The sequence below is a fragment of the Variovorax multivorans genome, from assembly GCF_051216835.1.
Classification (GTDB): Bacteria; Pseudomonadota; Gammaproteobacteria; order Burkholderiales; family Burkholderiaceae_C; genus Variovorax.
On record NZ_JBPJZL010000006.1, the window covers coordinates 368,222 to 384,359 of the forward strand.

The 16,138-nt window shown below is 64.4% G+C and carries 18 protein-coding genes; 5 read left to right on the forward strand and 13 right to left on the reverse strand.

Going from position 1 to position 16,138, the window contains the following annotated elements:
* Positions 1 to 2: 2 nt before the first annotated feature.
* The 10 genes from ACSFCA_RS17930 to sucC form a co-directional block, all read right to left on the reverse strand.
* Positions 3 to 182 (reverse strand): pilin, encoded by a 180-nt coding sequence (locus tag ACSFCA_RS17930; protein ID WP_435460333.1) that lies wholly within the window; start codon positions 180 to 182, stop codon positions 3 to 5.
* 393 nt (positions 183 to 575) lie between these two features.
* Positions 576 to 1,094 (reverse strand): pilin, encoded by a 519-nt coding sequence (locus ACSFCA_RS17935; protein ID WP_435460332.1) that lies wholly within the window; start codon positions 1,092 to 1,094, stop codon positions 576 to 578.
* Between the two features lie 152 nt (positions 1,095 to 1,246).
* A complete protein-coding gene (locus ACSFCA_RS17940) occupies positions 1,247 to 1,762 on the reverse strand; it encodes a pilin (protein ID WP_435460331.1) in 516 nt (171 codons plus the stop codon).
* A 207-nt stretch (positions 1,763 to 1,969) separates the two neighbouring features.
* Positions 1,970 to 2,773: a 3',5'-cyclic-nucleotide phosphodiesterase gene (locus tag ACSFCA_RS17945; RefSeq protein ID WP_435460534.1), complete on the reverse strand. Its 804-nt coding sequence runs from the start codon at positions 2,771 to 2,773 to the stop codon at positions 1,970 to 1,972.
* Positions 2,774 to 2,802: 29 nt separating this feature from the next.
* Entirely contained in the window at positions 2,803 to 5,058 is a 2,256-nt protein-coding gene (locus ACSFCA_RS17950) for a CHASE2 domain-containing protein (protein ID WP_435460330.1), read from the reverse strand.
* Positions 5,059 to 5,109: 51 nt separating this feature from the next.
* On the reverse strand, positions 5,110 to 5,763 hold the full coding sequence (locus ACSFCA_RS17955) for an FHA domain-containing protein (protein ID WP_093174460.1): 654 nt from the start codon (positions 5,761 to 5,763) through the stop codon (positions 5,110 to 5,112).
* A 66-nt stretch (positions 5,764 to 5,829) separates the two neighbouring features.
* Positions 5,830 to 6,639 (reverse strand): Stp1/IreP family PP2C-type Ser/Thr phosphatase, encoded by an 810-nt coding sequence (locus tag ACSFCA_RS17960; RefSeq protein ID WP_258352203.1) that lies wholly within the window; start codon positions 6,637 to 6,639, stop codon positions 5,830 to 5,832.
* Between the two features lie 28 nt (positions 6,640 to 6,667).
* Positions 6,668 to 7,351 carry a TerC family protein gene (locus tag ACSFCA_RS17965; RefSeq protein WP_258352202.1) on the reverse strand — a complete coding sequence of 228 codons (684 nt, stop codon included), beginning with the start codon at positions 7,349 to 7,351 and terminating at the stop codon, positions 6,668 to 6,670.
* Between the two features lie 104 nt (positions 7,352 to 7,455).
* A complete protein-coding gene (gene sucD / locus ACSFCA_RS17970) occupies positions 7,456 to 8,349 on the reverse strand; it encodes a succinate--CoA ligase subunit alpha (protein WP_007828710.1) in 894 nt (297 codons plus the stop codon).
* A 10-nt stretch (positions 8,350 to 8,359) separates the two neighbouring features.
* Positions 8,360 to 9,526: an ADP-forming succinate--CoA ligase subunit beta gene (gene sucC, locus ACSFCA_RS17975; protein WP_042577345.1), complete on the reverse strand. Its 1,167-nt coding sequence runs from the start codon at positions 9,524 to 9,526 to the stop codon at positions 8,360 to 8,362.
* Positions 9,527 to 9,729: 203 nt separating this feature from the next.
* Between sucC and argC the strand changes: the two genes are divergently transcribed.
* Positions 9,730 to 10,653 (forward strand): N-acetyl-gamma-glutamyl-phosphate reductase, encoded by a 924-nt coding sequence (gene argC, locus ACSFCA_RS17980; protein ID WP_435460329.1) that lies wholly within the window; start codon positions 9,730 to 9,732, stop codon positions 10,651 to 10,653.
* Positions 10,654 to 10,675: 22 nt separating this feature from the next.
* Here the strand turns inward: argC and ACSFCA_RS17985 are convergent, their stop codons facing one another.
* Positions 10,676 to 11,404, reverse strand: a complete 729-nt coding sequence (locus ACSFCA_RS17985; RefSeq protein WP_435460328.1) for a hypothetical protein — start codon at positions 11,402 to 11,404, stop codon at positions 10,676 to 10,678.
* A gap of 128 nt (positions 11,405 to 11,532) precedes the next feature.
* Here ACSFCA_RS17985 and yiaA point away from each other — a divergent pair, with 128 nt between their 5' ends.
* Complete coding sequence (gene yiaA / locus ACSFCA_RS17990; RefSeq protein ID WP_435460327.1) at positions 11,533 to 11,970, forward strand: inner membrane protein YiaA; 438 nt, start codon at positions 11,533 to 11,535, stop codon at positions 11,968 to 11,970.
* 23 nt (positions 11,971 to 11,993) lie between these two features.
* Here yiaA and ACSFCA_RS17995 read toward each other — a convergent pair whose 3' ends face one another.
* Together ACSFCA_RS17995 and ACSFCA_RS18000 are read right to left on the reverse strand one after the other, a co-directional pair.
* Positions 11,994 to 12,836 (reverse strand): IclR family transcriptional regulator, encoded by an 843-nt coding sequence (locus tag ACSFCA_RS17995; RefSeq protein WP_435460326.1) that lies wholly within the window; start codon positions 12,834 to 12,836, stop codon positions 11,994 to 11,996.
* A 10-nt stretch (positions 12,837 to 12,846) separates the two neighbouring features.
* On the reverse strand, positions 12,847 to 13,617 hold the full coding sequence (locus ACSFCA_RS18000) for an SDR family oxidoreductase (protein ID WP_435460325.1): 771 nt from the start codon (positions 13,615 to 13,617) through the stop codon (positions 12,847 to 12,849).
* Between the two features lie 230 nt (positions 13,618 to 13,847).
* On the opposite strand from ACSFCA_RS18000, the gene ACSFCA_RS18005 reads away from it, so the two are divergent.
* The 3 genes from ACSFCA_RS18005 to ACSFCA_RS18015 are packed head-to-tail and all read left to right on the forward strand — an operon-like array spanning position 13,848 to position 16,097.
* Positions 13,848 to 14,507, forward strand: a complete 660-nt coding sequence (locus tag ACSFCA_RS18005) for an RraA family protein (RefSeq protein ID WP_093055222.1) — start codon at positions 13,848 to 13,850, stop codon at positions 14,505 to 14,507.
* A 7-nt stretch (positions 14,508 to 14,514) separates the two neighbouring features.
* Positions 14,515 to 14,841 (forward strand): UxaA family hydrolase, encoded by a 327-nt coding sequence (locus tag ACSFCA_RS18010; RefSeq protein ID WP_435460324.1) that lies wholly within the window; start codon positions 14,515 to 14,517, stop codon positions 14,839 to 14,841.
* Positions 14,842 to 14,855: 14 nt separating this feature from the next.
* Positions 14,856 to 16,097, forward strand: coding sequence for a UxaA family hydrolase (locus tag ACSFCA_RS18015; RefSeq protein WP_435460323.1), 1,242 nt, complete (start codon positions 14,856 to 14,858; stop codon positions 16,095 to 16,097).
* Positions 16,098 to 16,138 lie beyond the last annotated feature (41 nt).

Sequence of the window (16,138 nt, forward strand, 5' to 3'; positions counted from 1 at the left end):
CATCAAGGAGGGCAAGCAGAGTGGACGTATTTAGGATCGATGTTCACTGATTTGCAACTCCAAGAGCCATCAAAATCTCGCCTTAACGTAATTGCGCCTGCGGTTGCGCCTTGCAGTGGCGCTTCCGCTAAATTTCCCAATATCGCCACGATCGTCGACGGGACGGTAGTAGACAAGAACACCTGTGGAACACACTGGAGCCAACGGTCGACCAAGTCTCGGCAACAGAGGGAGCGGGGTTGCCGCCGGTCGCCTGTAAATCGGAGCCTATTGCTTGAGGATCGCAATTGCCAGCCTTCCCTGGATTTTCCAAATTATTTTTTCCGCTCGGAAGGCAAATCTCAACTGCAGACTTTATTGCAGCCGCCTCTCCTACAAAATGCTGAACTTGCGATCTGAAAACGTAATTTTGATACTAAAAAACAGCAATTGCAGCGAGCACCTCAATAATCGAAACGACAATCATCAGTTCAATCAGCAAAAAACCGTCATATTTTGACTTCGATTAAAATATAGCGATATTGGAAGGCGCATAAAAAAGCCACCCCAAGCTGGCTCATATCTCAGCTTAAAAATCACGTCGCCGAACTGGTCGGACACGCAGAGGGGGCGTATTTCTTAAGAACAGTAGAAACGCAAGCCCAGCTTCCATCAGCTGCGTTACGAGTCCAAGTAATCGTGGCAGTTGCAATGGCAGTAGAGGCAGAGCCACCGAACGTCGAAACGATCGTCGGGCCACCGGCCGTTACAAAATTAAGAACTGGGGCGCCCTGTGTCGCAAGAGCGGGAGCTCCGCCGTTCACAGTGTTGCCGGTGGCTGGTGTCAACATATTTGAACCGGTGGCAGTACCACCGCAGTGAGCTGCATCACTGGCCTGACCGGCAGTAATTTGACCGCTGTTAATGCAGTCCTCTACTGCTGTCTTTTGGGTACCTGTTTCACTCACAACGCGAGCAACTTGGGACTTCACGACATAAGTCTGGTACTGCGGAATTGCTATAGCGGCCAAAATTCCAATGATCGCCACGACAATCATTAATTCAATGAGGGTGAAGCCGCGCTGCGTGCATTCAATGGCAGATCGATTTGTCATGATCTAATTTTTCCCTACCAGTTGAAAATGGAGTCCGAGGAGTTTGTCTACCAGCACGCCGCGTGCCACGCCGCCTTTTATAAAAAGGCGATTTCACCAAATGGACAATCAAAAAAGCCGCCCGAAGGCGGCCCCTTTTCTGAATTGAAAGATTACGTTGCGGAGGTCGTGGGGCATGCAACAGGTGCGTACTTCTTCAGAACGTTCGAAGCGCATGCCCAGCTGCCGTCAGCCGCACGGGCCCAAATGACGGTGTTGCCCGTCAGAGCCGCGGCTGCACTGCCACCGAAAGTCGAGGTGATCGTGGGGGTGGAAGCGGTAACGAAGTTCAGCACCGGGGCGCCGAGCGTGGCGGTTGCGGGCGCGCCACCATTCACCGTGTTGCCCGAAGCGGCGGTCAGCAGATTGGAGCCGGTTGCGGTCCCGCCGCAGTGAGTTGTGTCGGTGGCTCCGCCAGCGGTCACTTGACCGTTGTTCACGCAATCTTCGACTGCCGTTTTTTGCGCGCCGGTTTCCGAAACTACGCGTGCAACCTGCGACTTGGCAATGTAAGTTTGGTACTGCGGAATAGCGATGGCAGCCAAAATACCAATGATCGCCACAACGATCATCAATTCGATAAGGGTAAAGCCGGCCTGTGCACGGCGGGCGATAGTACGACGGTTCATTCACTAACTCCAGGTTGGTTGGTTGTTACGCCCGGGAACCTGCCCGGAGCGAGGTACCTTCCGCAGCATCTGTGCCACCCGCCCCCAGAGCCTCCTGCTGACCGAACACGTCAACTTTGATCACATTGTCGTTACGTCGTGTGACACAAGTTGCTTCAAGACGCCACGTTTGGTGACAAATTTGTCATGCCAACGCATCACTCGCCATCAGCAAGTCAGGATCCCATCCGCCTTCAGCCAGCGAATATCCCGCTGCGCCAGCCCCGCCACCTGCTCGTCCATCAGCGCCTCGATCTGGCTCATGATTTCGTCGGTTTCGGTGGGCTTGGTGTGGGTGATGTAGATCGGGTATTGCTTCCCCGGCCCGATATGCGCCAGCTCATCAGCCAGCACCGCGGGCGACAGGTGCAGGCTACGCTCAGCCAGCGCCTGCTCGCGGCTGCTGAAGGCCGTTTCGATCACCAGCATCGCCACATCGATCGCGTTCACCCGCTCCCAAAAGGGCGCGTTGCGCTCAGTATCCCCGCTGAACACCCAGTGAGCACCGCCTTCGGCCCGCCGCACGGCGAAGCCGCAGGCCGGCACGGTGTGAACCGCAGGCAGCACCTCGACCAGCTTGGGCTCGCGGCTGCCCAGCGGCAGCCGTTGCCCGACCGCAATGTCGTGAAAGCTCACGAACGGCGCCTCGATGCTCGGAATGCTCTCGAAATCCGGCCAGATGACGTTGTTGAACACGTGCGCCCGCAGCGCGTCGATGGTGGCTTTCAGCGCGTGCACGCGCAGCGGCTGGGTGCGGCGGCTGCCCACGGCGTCGAGCATCAAGGGGAGCGCGGCGATGTGGTCGAGGTGGCTGTGGGTGAGCACGACATCGTCGATGCGGACCATTTCATCGAGCGTGAGGTCTCCGACGCCCGTGCCCGCATCGACGAGCAGGTCCGTGTCGACCAGGAACGAGGTGGTGCGGCAGTCTTTGGCGATGGCGCCTGAGCAACCCAGCACACGAACCTGCATTGTGAGAGACCCCTTGTATGTGTCTGTCGTCATTTGGTTTCGAACCGGGTTGCGCCATCCCAATCAGGGTCTTGCGGTCGCAACGCCATCGAGGCTAAACGCTGGGCGTAGAGCTGGTAAAGGACTTTTTTGGCATCTGCGGCGAGCAGGGGGGCCAGCAAGTTTCGGCCCATTGCCCAGTCCTGCCGACGATAGGCCGCGAGCACTTCGCTCCAGCGGTCGAGCAGTTGCTGGGTCTGCGCCGCGGCTTCGGGTGTGCGTGCGGCCAGAGGCGTAAAAACGGCAACGGCTTGTGCCTTTCCCTTGACGCGAACGCTATCGAGTTCTTGCCAGATGTAGTCGGGCGCCAGTTCGCATGTCGCGCCGCTGGCCACGACTTCCACGCCATAGTGTCCGCTCAGGCCCTCGAGGCGGGATGCGAGATTGACCGCGTCGCCGACCACGGTATAGCTGCGGCGTGCGGTGGAGCCCATGTCGCCCACGCTCATCACGCCGCTGTTGATGCCGATGCCCACGCTGATCTCGGGCCGGCCGCTGGCGCGGTGGATGCGGTTGATGTCGTGCACGGCATCGGCCATATCGAGCGCGGCCCGCACGGCGAGCGTGGCGTGGTCGGGCGTATCGATGGGGGCGCCCCAGAAGGCCATGACGCAGTCGCCCATGTACTTGTCGATGGTGCCGCGGTGCGCGCTGATGACGTTGGTGAGCCGGCTGAAGACGGTGTTGAGAAAGGCCTGCAGTTCGGCCGGTGCCATCTGCTCCGACAGGCGGGTGAAGTCGCGCATGTCGCAGAACATCACGGTCATGGGCTTGCTCTCGGCGCGCATGCTGTAGCGGCCGGGGTGCTCCATCATTTCGTTGACGAGCTGTGGCGGCACGTAGGTACCGAAGAGCCGCACCAGGCCGCGCCGCGCGCGCGATTCGACGAAGTAGCCCCAGCTCATGTTGAACACGAAGGCAAGCGCCGTCATCGCCAGCGCCGACGCCAGGGGCAGCACGAGGCTGTGGCTCACGTACAGCCAGGTGTTGAGCCCGATCAGCGCGGCGATCGTCCCCGCGGCCAGCAGCAGGGCGCGCGATGCCGACAGCAACGACAGCCCGAAGGCCAGCACGAGCCCCGTCACCGCGACCAGCAGCACTTCATAGCCCACCGCGTAGTCGGGCACGCTGAGCAGGCGGTGGTCGAGCAGGGCGGAGACAACGTTGGCATGCACTTCCACGCCCGGAAACGCAGCCTCGACAGGCGTGGCGCGCAGATCCTGCAGCCCTGGGGCCGTGGCGCCCAGCAGCACGATCTTGTCTTTCAGCTCGCTCGGCCTGAGCCGGCCTTCGAGCACGTCGGCGGCGGGCACATAGCGGAACGATCCACCGTCCGCACCACCGGGGCCGCGAAACGGCACTTGCATGCTGCCCGTGCCGTCGACCGGAATGCGCAGGCGGCCCACTCTCAGCGATTCGAGTTGCGGCGTGGCGCCTCCTCCGGGCGCAAAGGCCGGCTGCACGGGCGGCGATCCGTTCGCGAGGCGGTAGACGGCGAGCCCCAGCGACTCGTAGTAGCCCGGCTGCGCCTTGTCGCCCTCGTAGCGGGCGATGAGCGGCACGCTGCGAATGACGCCATCGCCGTTGGCACCGACCAGCGTATTCAGGAAACCCGCCATCGGCGCGGCCTGCGCCAGCGCCGGCAGGCTGGCACCGAAGCCGTTCCAGGTCGTTGCGTAGATCCCGCCCGAGGGGAAGGCCCCGTCTGGCAGCAAGGGGGCAGCAGGCAGCTGTCCCTTGGCACTCGGCGCCTCGGTCCGCGTGAAGTAGTAGCCCAGTGCCACGCGCCGGCCGCTCAGCGCGGTGGCGAAGGTGGCGTCGTTGTCGAGGGCGGGCGCAAGTCTCTCGACTTCGGCGGCCAGACCCGGCACGTTGCCCAGCGGCCCGCTCGCCATCTCCCGCAGCCTGTCGAGGCCCGAGCTGCGGTCCGGCTCGAGAAACATGACGTCGAAGCCGAGCACGGCCGCCTGCTGGCGGGTCATCAGTTCCGTGGTGAGGCGGGCGATCTTGTCGCGTGCCCAAGGCCATTGGCCCTGGCGCGCCAGGCTGGCGTCGTCGACGTCGATGATCACGACCCGCGCGTCGGGTGTACCCGGCATGGTGGCGCGCAGGCGAATGTCGTAGATCAGCCGGTCAAGGCGTTCGAGCGCGGTCAGCGGCCAGGCGCCGGTGGCATGCGCCAGCGCCAGCAACACGGGCAGCAGGGTGATGGCGATGCGCGGCCAGTGCCGCCGCAGTTCCCTCACGGCGCGGCGTCCGTACGCGCGTTGCCGCGGCGGGCCGAAAGAAAAAGCGGCTCAGATGCGCACGAACTGCATGCGCGTGGCGCCGCCCAGTTCGAGCACGTCGCGCTCCTGCAGCGCAACCGCCTCGGCGCCGAGCTGCAGGCCGTTGAGCGTGACGTTGCCCTCGACGCCCGCGGCCACGTAGCCCTGCCGGCGGCGCGTGACCACCGCCACCGCGACACCGGGCTTGCCGATGGTGGTGACGACCTTCTGCAGGGCCACGTCCTGCCCTTCGTTGGCGCCGGAGAGCACGCGCAGCACCGGAATGCCGAGCTCCACCAAAGCGCCGGACTCCGTAGGCGCCGACGACAAAGGCATGGACCCCGAGGGGTACTCGGCCGACGGGGAGCGGACCGAGCCAGTCCCAATGGGCAGATTGCTGCGCGCGCGGAAATGGATGCGACAGCCCCCGACCTCGATGACATCGTTGTCCTTGAGCGCCTGCTTCTGGATGGCGAGCGCATTGACGTAGGTGCCGTTGGTGCTGTTGAGATCTTCAATTTCGACTTCGCCACCGCTCATGTGCAGCACGGCATGCTCGCCGCTGACCGCCAGATTGTCGATCACGATGTCGTTGTAGGCACGGCGTCCCAGCGTCGTGCGTTCCTTGGCAAGCGCCACTTGCCCGATGACAACGCCATCGACCGAAATGATCATCTTCGGCATTGCCGACTCCCCGAATCCAGAGCTTGAATGACGGCAAGCACATTGGCGGATTGCCGCCAGGGCCTGCTACTTGGCCGTGCGAGGCGCTTCTGCAACGCTCGCGCTGGCAAGGACAACCGAGATGTTGTCCCGTCCACCATTGTCATTGGCAATTGAAACCAAAAGTGATGCTTTTTTCTGAAGCCCGACATCGTGTCCTAGAAGCGTGAAAAGCTGCTCATCCGAAACCATCTCGCTGAGCCCGTCGGAGCAAAGCATATAGAGATCGCCCGGTCTTGCGCTGTGTTCGTGCATCTCCAGCAAGACTTGGGCCTCCACGCCCACGGCGCGCGTAACGAGGTTGCGGGTGGGCGAATTCAGGGCTTCCTCGGCGGTAATGGCGCCAGCATCGAGCTGCTGCTGCCGCAGCGAGTGATCGCGAGTGAGCAGCTCCAGCTTGTTGTTGCGCACCCGGTAGCACCGCGAATCGCCGATGTGGCCGACCAGCACGCGCTGCGGCCGGAACGCCGCGAGCACCAGGGTCGTCCCCATGCCCTGCAGTTCGTGATTGGTCATGCCGGCATGCAGGATCGAGCTGTTGGCCTCGTCCGTGGCCGCCTGCAGCGCCCGCCGGATCACGCGGGTCGGCGCCTGCATCCCTGCCTGGGCGAACCACCGACCGAAGCTGGCGTGCATCAGCGAGACAGCCATGGCGCTCGCAACCTCGCCGCCCTTGTAGCCGCCCATGCCGTCGGCCAGCAACGCCAGCCCGAGCGCCGGATCGACGTGCACGGCGTCTTCGTTATGGGCGCGCGTCCGCCCGACGTCGGTCAGGGCGGCAAATTCCCAGGTCAGCGGAGGGCGGGTGGAGAACAGGGAAACGCCGACACTCGCCATGGTTTGTCAGTGCCGACTTCTCGAAAACTCAGTGCGCAGCGGCGCGTGCGCGCCGTTGCAGCAAGCGGCCACCGGCCACGACGAGCAACGCACCTGCGGCAGCCGCCGCGTAGTGCAACCAGGGGTTGGCCGCCAGCGTGTCGCGCAGCACCGTGTCTTGCACGATGGTTTCGCCGCCGACCCAGCCGATCAGCGCGGCGCCCAGCATGACGATGATCGGGAAACGTTCCATGAGCTTGATCATGAGCGTGCTGCCGAAAATCACCAAGGGAATGCTGATCGCCAAGCCGAGAACCAGCAGGACCATGCTGCCTTGCGCGGCGGCCGCGACGGCAATCACGTTGTCCAGGCTCATCACCAGGTCAGCCAGCAGGATGGTGCGCACGGCGGCCATCATGCTGCCGTATTCCTTGGATTCGCCCTCGCCCTCATCGTCCTCGCTCAGCAGCTGCAGGCCGATCCACAGCAGCAGCAGGCCGCCGATGATCTGCAGGTAAGGCAGCGCGAGCAGCTTGGCCGCCACCACCGTGAGCACGATACGCAGCACCACGGCCGCGCCCGAGCCGAAGAGCACGGCCTTTTTCTGCTGCGCGGGCGGCAACGAACGCGCCGCCATGGCAATCACCACCGCGTTGTCTCCCGACAGGATGATGTTGATCCAGACGATCTTGAGCAGACCTAACCAGAAGTCTGTGCTTTGAAGAATTTCCATGTCTCTGATCCCACTGTGTTTTATTGAAAAAAGCGCCCGCAATCCAGTGCGGGCGCTTCTTTGTTTCTGCGTGGTCCTACGGCATGTTGCTGCCGCTTTCCGTTTTAGAGCTGCGCCTTGAGCAGCTTGGCCAGTTCCGAGAAATTGCGCGTCACGGTGAAGCCGCATTCTTCCATGATGGCGAGCTTGGCATCAGCCGTGTCGGCGCCGCCCGAGATCAGCGCGCCGGCGTGGCCCATGCGCTTGCCGGGAGGAGCGGTAACACCGGCGATGAAGCCGACCACCGGCTTCTTCATGTGTTCCTTGCACCAGCGGGCTGCGTCGGCCTCGTCCGGGCCGCCGATTTCGCCGATCATGATGACGGCGTCGGTGTCCGGATCGTCGTTGAATGCCTTCATCACGTCGATGTGCTTCAGACCGTTGATCGGGTCGCCGCCGATGCCGACTGCCGACGATTGGCCCAGGCCGATTTCCGTCAGTTGAGCCACGGCTTCATACGTCAGCGTGCCCGAGCGCGAGACCACGCCGATGCGGCCCTTGCGATGGATGTGGCCGGGCATGATGCCGATCTTGATTTCGTCGGGCGTGATCAGGCCGGGGCAGTTCGGGCCCAGCAGCAAGGTCTTCTTGCCGCCGGCCGCTTCCTTGGCCTTCATCTTGTTGCGCACTTCGAGCATGTCGCGAACCGGGATGCCTTCGGTGATGCAGATCGCCAAGTCCAGGTCGGCCTCGACGGCTTCCCAGATGGCGGCCGCGGCGCCTGCCGGCGGCACGTAGATCACCGACACGGTGGCGCCGGTTTGCGAAGCGGCTTCCTTGACCGAGCCGAAGATCGGGATGTTGAAGATCGACTCGCCGGCCTTCTTCGGGTTCACGCCCGCCACGAAGGCGTTCTTGCCGTTCGCGTATTCCTGGCACTTCTCGGTGTGGAACTGGCCGGTCTTGCCGGTGATGCCCTGCGTGATGACTTTGGTGTCTTTGTTGATGTAGATCGACATGACTTGTTCCTTAGGCCTTCTTGACTGCTGCCACGACCTTCTGGGCCGCTTCCGCCATGGTGTCGGCGCTGATGATCGGCAGGCCCGAATCGGCCAGCAGCTTCTTGCCTTCGACTTCGTTGGTGCCCTTCATGCGAACGACCAGCGGCACTTGCAGGTTCACGGCCTTGCAGGCTGCGATCACGCCGGTGGCGATGGTGTCGCACTTCATGATGCCGCCGAAGATGTTGACGAGGATGGCTTCCACGTTCTTGTTCTTCAGCATGATCTTGAAGGCTTCGGTGACCTTCTCGGGGGTGGCACCGCCGCCCACGTCCAGGAAGTTGGCCGGCTCGCCGCCGAACAGCTTGATGGTGTCCATGGTGGCCATGGCCAGGCCGGCACCGTTCACCAGACAGCCGATGTTGCCGTCCAGCGAGATGTAGGCGAGGTCGAACTTGGAGGCTTCGACTTCGGCTGCGTCTTCTTCGTCGAGGTCGCGCAGGGCCACGATTTCGGGGTGGCGGAACAGCGCGTTGCTGTCGAAGTTGAACTTGGCGTCCAGCGCCATGACGTTGCCCTTGCTGTCACGGTTGAGCGGGTTGATCTCGACCAGCGAGGCGTCCGTCTCCATGTAGCAGGTGTAGAGCTTCTTCAGGATGTCGACCGTCTGGGCGGTCGAGTCGGCCGGCATGCCGATGCCGTCGGCGATCTGCTTGGCCTGTTCGTCGGTCAGGCCCTTTTCGGGGTCTGCGAACACCGTGATGATCTTCTCGGGCGAGGAGTGAGCCACTTCCTCGATGTCCATGCCGCCTTCGCTCGATGCGATGAAGGCCACCTTCTGGGTGGCGCGGTCGGTCACGGCCGAAACGTAGTATTCCTTGTTGATGTCGGCGCCGTCTTCGATGTAGAGGCGGCGGACCTTCTGGCCTTCGGGGCCGGTCTGGTGCGTCTTGAGTTGCATGCCGAGGATTTCGCCGGCGAGCTTCTTGACATCTTCGATGGACTTGGCGACCTTGACGCCACCGCCCTTGCCGCGGCCACCCGCGTGAATCTGCGCCTTGACGACCCAGACCGGGCCTCCAAGTTTCTGGGCGGCTTCCACCGCCTCCTGAACCGTATAGGCCGGGATGCCGCGCGGCACCGGCACGCCGAACTTGGCAAGGATTTCCTTGCCTTGGTACTCGTGAATCTTCATGAGGGATGTCTCTCGGAAGGAGGAGGTTGAGAACGGGAGATCTGGGTGAGAGTGTTTCTGCTCTGTTGCTCGCGGGCGACGGCGGCCTGACGGCCGGGGGCGGCGAACAACCGCGGACTGTATCATGGTGCGCCGCACCAATACTGTACGTGGGGTTGCGGGCAATACGTACTTTCTTCTAGTTACCCGGGGCACCCTCCATCATGGCCAAGGTTTTCATCGACGGCGAAGCCGGCACCACCGGCCTGCAGATTCGCGAACGGCTCCAGGCGATGCCGCAGATCGAACTCGTGAGCATCGCGCCCGAGCTGCGAAAAGACGTGAACGCCAAGCGCGACCTGATGGCGGGCGTCGACCTGGTGGTGCTGTGCCTGCATGACGACGCGGCGCGCGAATCGGTCGCGCTGATCGACCAGTTGCCCGGCAAGAAGCCCAAGATCATCGACGCCTCCACGGCGCACCGCATCGCCCCCGGCTGGGTGTTCGGCTTCCCCGAACTCACCGAAGGCCACTGGCAGGCCGTGGCCAAGGCCGAGCGCGTCGGCAACCCCGGCTGCTACGCCACCGGCGCCATCGCCATGGTGCGCCCGCTGGTCGACGCGGGCATCCTGCCGGTCGACTTCCCCGTTTCGCTGCCCTCCGTGAGCGGCTATTCGGGCGGCGGCCGGACCATGATCGAGGCCTACGAAAAAGGCGAAGCGCCGCCGTACGAGATCTACGCCCTGGGCCTGAAGCACAAGCACATCCCCGAAATCATGACCTACACCGGCCTCACCCGCCGGCCGGTCTTCATTCCGTCGGTGGGCAATTTCAAGCAGGGCATGCTGGTGCAGTTGCCGCTGCATCTCGACCTGCTGCCCGGCAAGCCGAAGGCCGGCGACCTGCAAGATGCGCTGGCCGCGCACTATGCGCGCAGCAACACGCCCGAGAAATTCGTGAAGGTGCTGCCGCCCACCGAGGACGGCAAGCTCGAAGCGCTGGCGCTCAACGACACCAACGAACTTGAGATCCGCGTGTTCCCCAACGAGGACCATCGCCACGCCGTGGTCATCGCCCGCCTCGACAACCTCGGCAAGGGCGCCAGCGGCGCCGCCGTGCAGAACCTGAAGCTGATGCTGGCGCTCTGAGCGCCACGCCTCGCCAGCTTCGTCAGTTCACCAGCCAGAGCCCGACGCCCAACAGGGCCGCGTGCACGCCCAGCGCGATGTACAGCGGCTTGCGCGAGGGCGTCGCCATGTCCTGCAGCGTCTCGTGGATTCGGCGCGTGAGCAGCGCGCGCAGCGCCGGGTCTTGCACCGCGCCCTCGCCTGCCACCGGCTCGCCATGCTCCGCACGACTGCGTTGCCATTCGGCCAGCATCTCGCTCAACGGCAGCCGGTTGAGCACGAAGCCCACCACTGAGCGCACCGCCTTGCCTTCGCCCAGCACCGGCGCGAGTTGCTTGCTCAATGCATCGACCGACAGCCAGTCGGCCGCGCGCTGCAGAGTGCCGTGGGCGCGCGGCATCGCTTCGATGCGCCCGGCAATCGCGCCACCGAGCCTCTGCGACACGGCCTCGCCACGCGCCGCGACCAGATGCTGCATCGCACGCGCGCGCCCTTGCTGCACGCCCAGCATCGCGTAGACGACCACGAACAGCAGCAGCAGAACCGCCACCAGCAGCGGCGGCGAGGTAATGAGCGCGACGATGGCGCCGGCTCCACCGGCACGCGCAGCCGTGTTGCCCGGCCCCTGCAACTGGCTCAGATAGAAGAAGAAAACGCCGCCGCCAAGGATGACGCCAAGCAGGCCGCCCTTGATGACGGAACCGGCGAAAGACAAGCCGGCCTTGGCACCGGTGCGAACGAGAGACGGCTGGCCGACGGGGTCGGATGACATGGAAAAACTCCTCCGTAGTTGACGGCCGTTCTGCTCGACTGCTTGCGATGCAATCTGGCGGCCTGCCGCGGATCATGCCATCGGCGCCCCACACCATAATCGCGCACCAACCACACGAGGAGGACTTCATGGCCGTCAAATTCCAGAAACCGACCGCGGCATTCGTCGCCGCATCCTGGGCCGCGCTGCTCATCGGCGCCATCGTCTACCTGATCGGGCTGTGGAACGCCTCCATGCAGCTCAACGAGAAGGGCTACTACTTCACCATCCTGATGTACGGCCTGTTCGCCGCCGTCTCGCTGCAGAAGACCGTGCGCGACCGCCTCGAAGGCACCGCCGTCACCGGCATCTACTACGGCCTGTGCTGGATCTCGCTGCTGCTGTCGGTGGCGCTGCTCGCCGTCGGCCTCTTCAACGCCACGCTGGCCGCGAGCGAAAAGGGCTTCTACGCCATGGCCTTCCTGCTGAGCCTTTTCGGCGCGGTGGCCGTGCAGAAGAACGTGCGCGACATCGCCGCGCACAAGAGCGAGATGTCGTCGCTCGACGACTCGCCCGAAGCAAACTGAGGGGCAGCACCCGGGGCCGGGCGCTACTCGTTGTCGTTGTAGCCGCTGGCCCCCATCAGCGCCGACAGGCGCGCGGAGATGTTGCCGACGATGCCGCGCACCTGCACCACGTCCGGCGCCGACTTCTGGTCGATGCGCTCGATGTACGGCACATTGATCGACGCGATCACGTGGTCGGCCGCCCCCATTACGGGGAACGCGATGTTGGTGATGCCGCGCGTCTGCTTGCTCGGCATGGCCGAGTAGCCGCGCTCGCGCACCTCCTGCAGGATGGCGAAGAGCTCGCCCGGGTCCATGTCGAGTTCGCCTTCCACGCCGATGTGGGCGCGCAGCATGCGGGCGCGGTCGATCTCGTCACGGAACGCCAGCAGCACGTGGCCTGACGACGTGTCCGTCAGCCCCATCACCACCCCCACCTTGAGCCCGAACGACCAGCGCTCGGGGCTCTCGACCTGCGCGATGACGACCACGCGCCCGCCCTGGTACATGGTGAGGTGGCACGACTGGCGCGCCCGGTTGGCCAGCTCGCGCAGCAACGGCAGCGCCGCGCTCACCAGGCTCTTGAGCGGCTGCTGGCGGTGCGCCAGTTCGAACATGCGCAGCGTGAGCGTGTAGCGGTCGTTCTCGTCGACCTGCACATAGCCGCGCCGCTGCAGCGTCACCGCCATGCGGAAGATCTCACTGACCTTGCGCCCGACCTTCTGCGCCAGTTCGTTCAGCGTGTAGCCGGTGGCGCTGTCGGCCAGCGCCTCCAGGATGTCCAGCCCCTTCTCGAGCGCTGGCGCGGCATAGCGCAGCGCGCCCTCCCCATCGGGCGCGGCCTCGTCCTGACTCTGTAGTTCTTCCGGCGCTGGTGCTTGCTTCATTGTTCCCTGCTCAGTTCGACCATCCACCGTCGATCATATGGATCGCGCCGGTGGTGAAGGCCGACTCGTCGGAAGCCAGGTACACCACCAGCGCGGCAATCTCCTCCGGCTTGCCGACGCGCCCGAGCGGCTGGCGCGCCACGAAGGCGGCGCGCACTGCGGCTTCGTCGGAGCCGGCCTGCTCGGCCTGGGCCGCGATGCGATCGCGCAGCGAGGGCGATTCGACCGTGCCTGGGCAGATGGCATTGCAGCGCACGCCCTGCTGGATGAAGTCGGCCGCCACCGCCTTGGTGAGCCCGATGACCGCGGCCTTCGAGGCGCCATAGACGAAGCGGTTGGGCACGCCCTTAACGCTCGACGCGGCCGAGGCCATGTTGATGATCGAACCGCCACGCTCCAGCATCGCCGGCAGGAAGGTGCGGATGGTGCGGTACATCGACTTCACATTGAGGTCCATGCTGAAGTCCCAGTCGGCTTCCTCGCAGGCCAGGATGTTGCCGCTGTGCACGAAGCCGGCGCAGTTGAAGAGCACGTCGAGCCGCCCCGCGGTCTGCGCGAAGGCTTGCAGCGCGGCGCTGTCGCGCACGTTGAGCGTGGCGGTCTTCAGGCCCGACAGGCCTTCTTCACGGGCCAGCGCTGCGAGTTCGGCCAGCGCGGCTTCGTCCACGTCGGTGGCCCATACGGCGGCGCCTTCGCGCGCCAGCGCCAGCGCACTGGCCCGGCCGATGCCCTTGCCGGCGGCGGTGACGAGGATGTTCTTTCCCTGAACGCGAGAAGTCATTTGGCGATGCCCTTTGAGTGAGTGTTGACGCATATGTGAAATATAAATTTCACTGATGAAATCAAATATACGCGACCCACAGGCTCTTTCATCCTCTCAAAAACCCGAGATCAATCGCTCTGTCGTTGGTGAATACCCTTGAATTGGCGCAAACCCCAGCTTCCATTCAAGGTCGCACTGCTAATCTCATTTGTGAAAAGTAGTTTTATATAAGAAAACGAGATTCATCCATGGCCCAAGCACCCTCCTCGCTGCTCACCCGCCTGCAAGCCTGCTACACGGGCATCCTCCACGACGTGATGCGCGCCGCGGGGCTGCGCGACTTCACGCTGCCGCCCACGCTGCGCCCGCTGATCGCCGGCCAGAAGATGTGCGGGCCGGCCTTCACGGTGAACGGCCGCGTCGACCCCACGGCCGATCCCCACGAGACGCTGATGGCGTGGACCGGCTTTCTCTCGCGTGCCAAGCCCGGCCACATCGCCGTGATCCAGCCGAACGACTCGACCGTGTCGCACATGGGCGAGCTCTCGGCCGAGACGCTGGGCCGCAAGGGCGTGCTGGGCGTGATCGCCGACGGCGGCGTGCGCGACGCCGAATTCATCCTGCAGCAGGGCTTCCAGGTATGGCACCGCTACTTCACGCCGCGCGACATCGTCGGCTACTGGCTGCCCGACGCAATGGACGTGCCGGTGCGCATCGGCGACGTCACGGTGAACCCCGGCGACCTGTTGCTGGCCGATACCGACGGCGTGATCTGCCTGCCGCTCGCGCAGGCCGAGGCCATCGTCACCGAGGCCGAACACATGATGGGCCGCGAGAACCTCGTGCGCACAGCCATCCTCGCGGGCACCGACCCGCAAGAGGCCTATCTGAAGTACCGCAAGTTCTGAGCGCCGGATGCCGAACCCGCAATCCATCGACGCCCGGCTGGTGCTGCTTTCGCCCGGCGACAACTGCCTGATCGCCTGCACTCGCCTTGCCGCCGGCACGGCAGTGCAGTTCGAAGACGGCGCCGTCACGCTCGCAAAGGAAATCGGCCTGGGCCACAAGCTCGCGCGCCATGCCATCGCGGCCGGCGAGAAGGTGCTGAAGTACGGCGCCGTCATCGGCAGCCTGCGCGCGCCTGTAGAGGCGGGCGAGCACATCCACACGCACAACCTCGACAGCGACTACACGCCCACCTACACGCTGGACGAGGGCAAGACCTTCGTCGGCCACGCCTGAGGCGCCCTCCCCGCATGAACGCTCCCAATTTCCAGATCAACGGATTCCCGCGCGCCGACGGCCGCAAGGGCATTCGCAACGTCGTGGTCGTGGCCTACCTCGTCGAGTGTGCGCACCACGTGGCGCGCGAGATCACGCTCAACTTCCGCCAGCAGGACGGTGAATCGGAAGTGCACCTCGTCGGCTTCCCCGGCTGCTATCCGAACGAATACGCCGAACGCATGATGGAAGCGATTGCCACGCACCCCAACGTGGGCGCGGCGTTGCTGATCTCGCTGGGCTGCGAGAGCATGAACAAGCGCAAGCTCGAAGAGGCCGTTGCCGCCTCGGGCCGGCCGGTGCACACGCTCACCATCCAGCAAAAGGGCGGCACGCGCACCACCATCCGCGAAGGCACGCAGTGGGTGCAGTGGGCGCTGGCCGAACTCGCGCAGCAGCAGCGCGTGCCCATGGACCTGAGCGAACTCGTGGTCGGCACCATCTGCGGCGGCTCCGACGGCACCAGCGGCATCACCGCCAACCCGGCCGTGGGCCGCGCCTTCGACCTGCTGATCGAACAGGACGCGCGCTGCATCTTCGAGGAAACCGGCGAGCTGATCGGCTGCGAGTTCCACATGCAGCGCCGCGCCGCCACGCCGGAACTCGGCGAGGCCATCGTCGAATGCGTGAACAAGGCCGCGCGCTACTACAGCACCATGGGCCACGGCAGCTTCGCGCCGGGCAATGCCGACGGCGGGCTCTCGACCATCGAGGAGAAATCGCTGGGCGCGTATGCGAAAAGCGGCGCCTCGCCCATCAACGGCATCGTGAAGCCGGGCGACGTGCCGCCGCAGGGCGGCCTCTACCTGCTCGACGTGGTGCCCGACGGCGAGCCGCGCTTCGGCTTTCCGAACATCAGCGACAACGCAGAGATCGTCGAGCTGATCGCCTGCGGCGCGCACCTCATCCTGTTCACCACGGGCCGCGGCTCGGTGGTGGGCTCTGCAGTCTCACCCGTCATCAAGGTCTGCGCCAACCCCGACACCTACCGCCAGCTCGGCGAAGACATGGACGTCGATGCCGGCCGCATCCTCGAAGGGCGCGGCACGCTGCAGGAGGTGGGCCAGGAAATCTTCGACGCGGTGCGCAGCGTTGCCGACGGCGCGGCCACCAAGTCCGAAGCGCTGGGACATCGCGAATTCATCCTGACCTACAAGGCCTTCGAACCGCTCGGCCCTTCGTGCCTGCCGCTCGCCAGCATTGCTCGCGCTGCGTGAGCGGCGCCCTCCCCCGCTTTCTTCCATTGGACTTCCGGAGC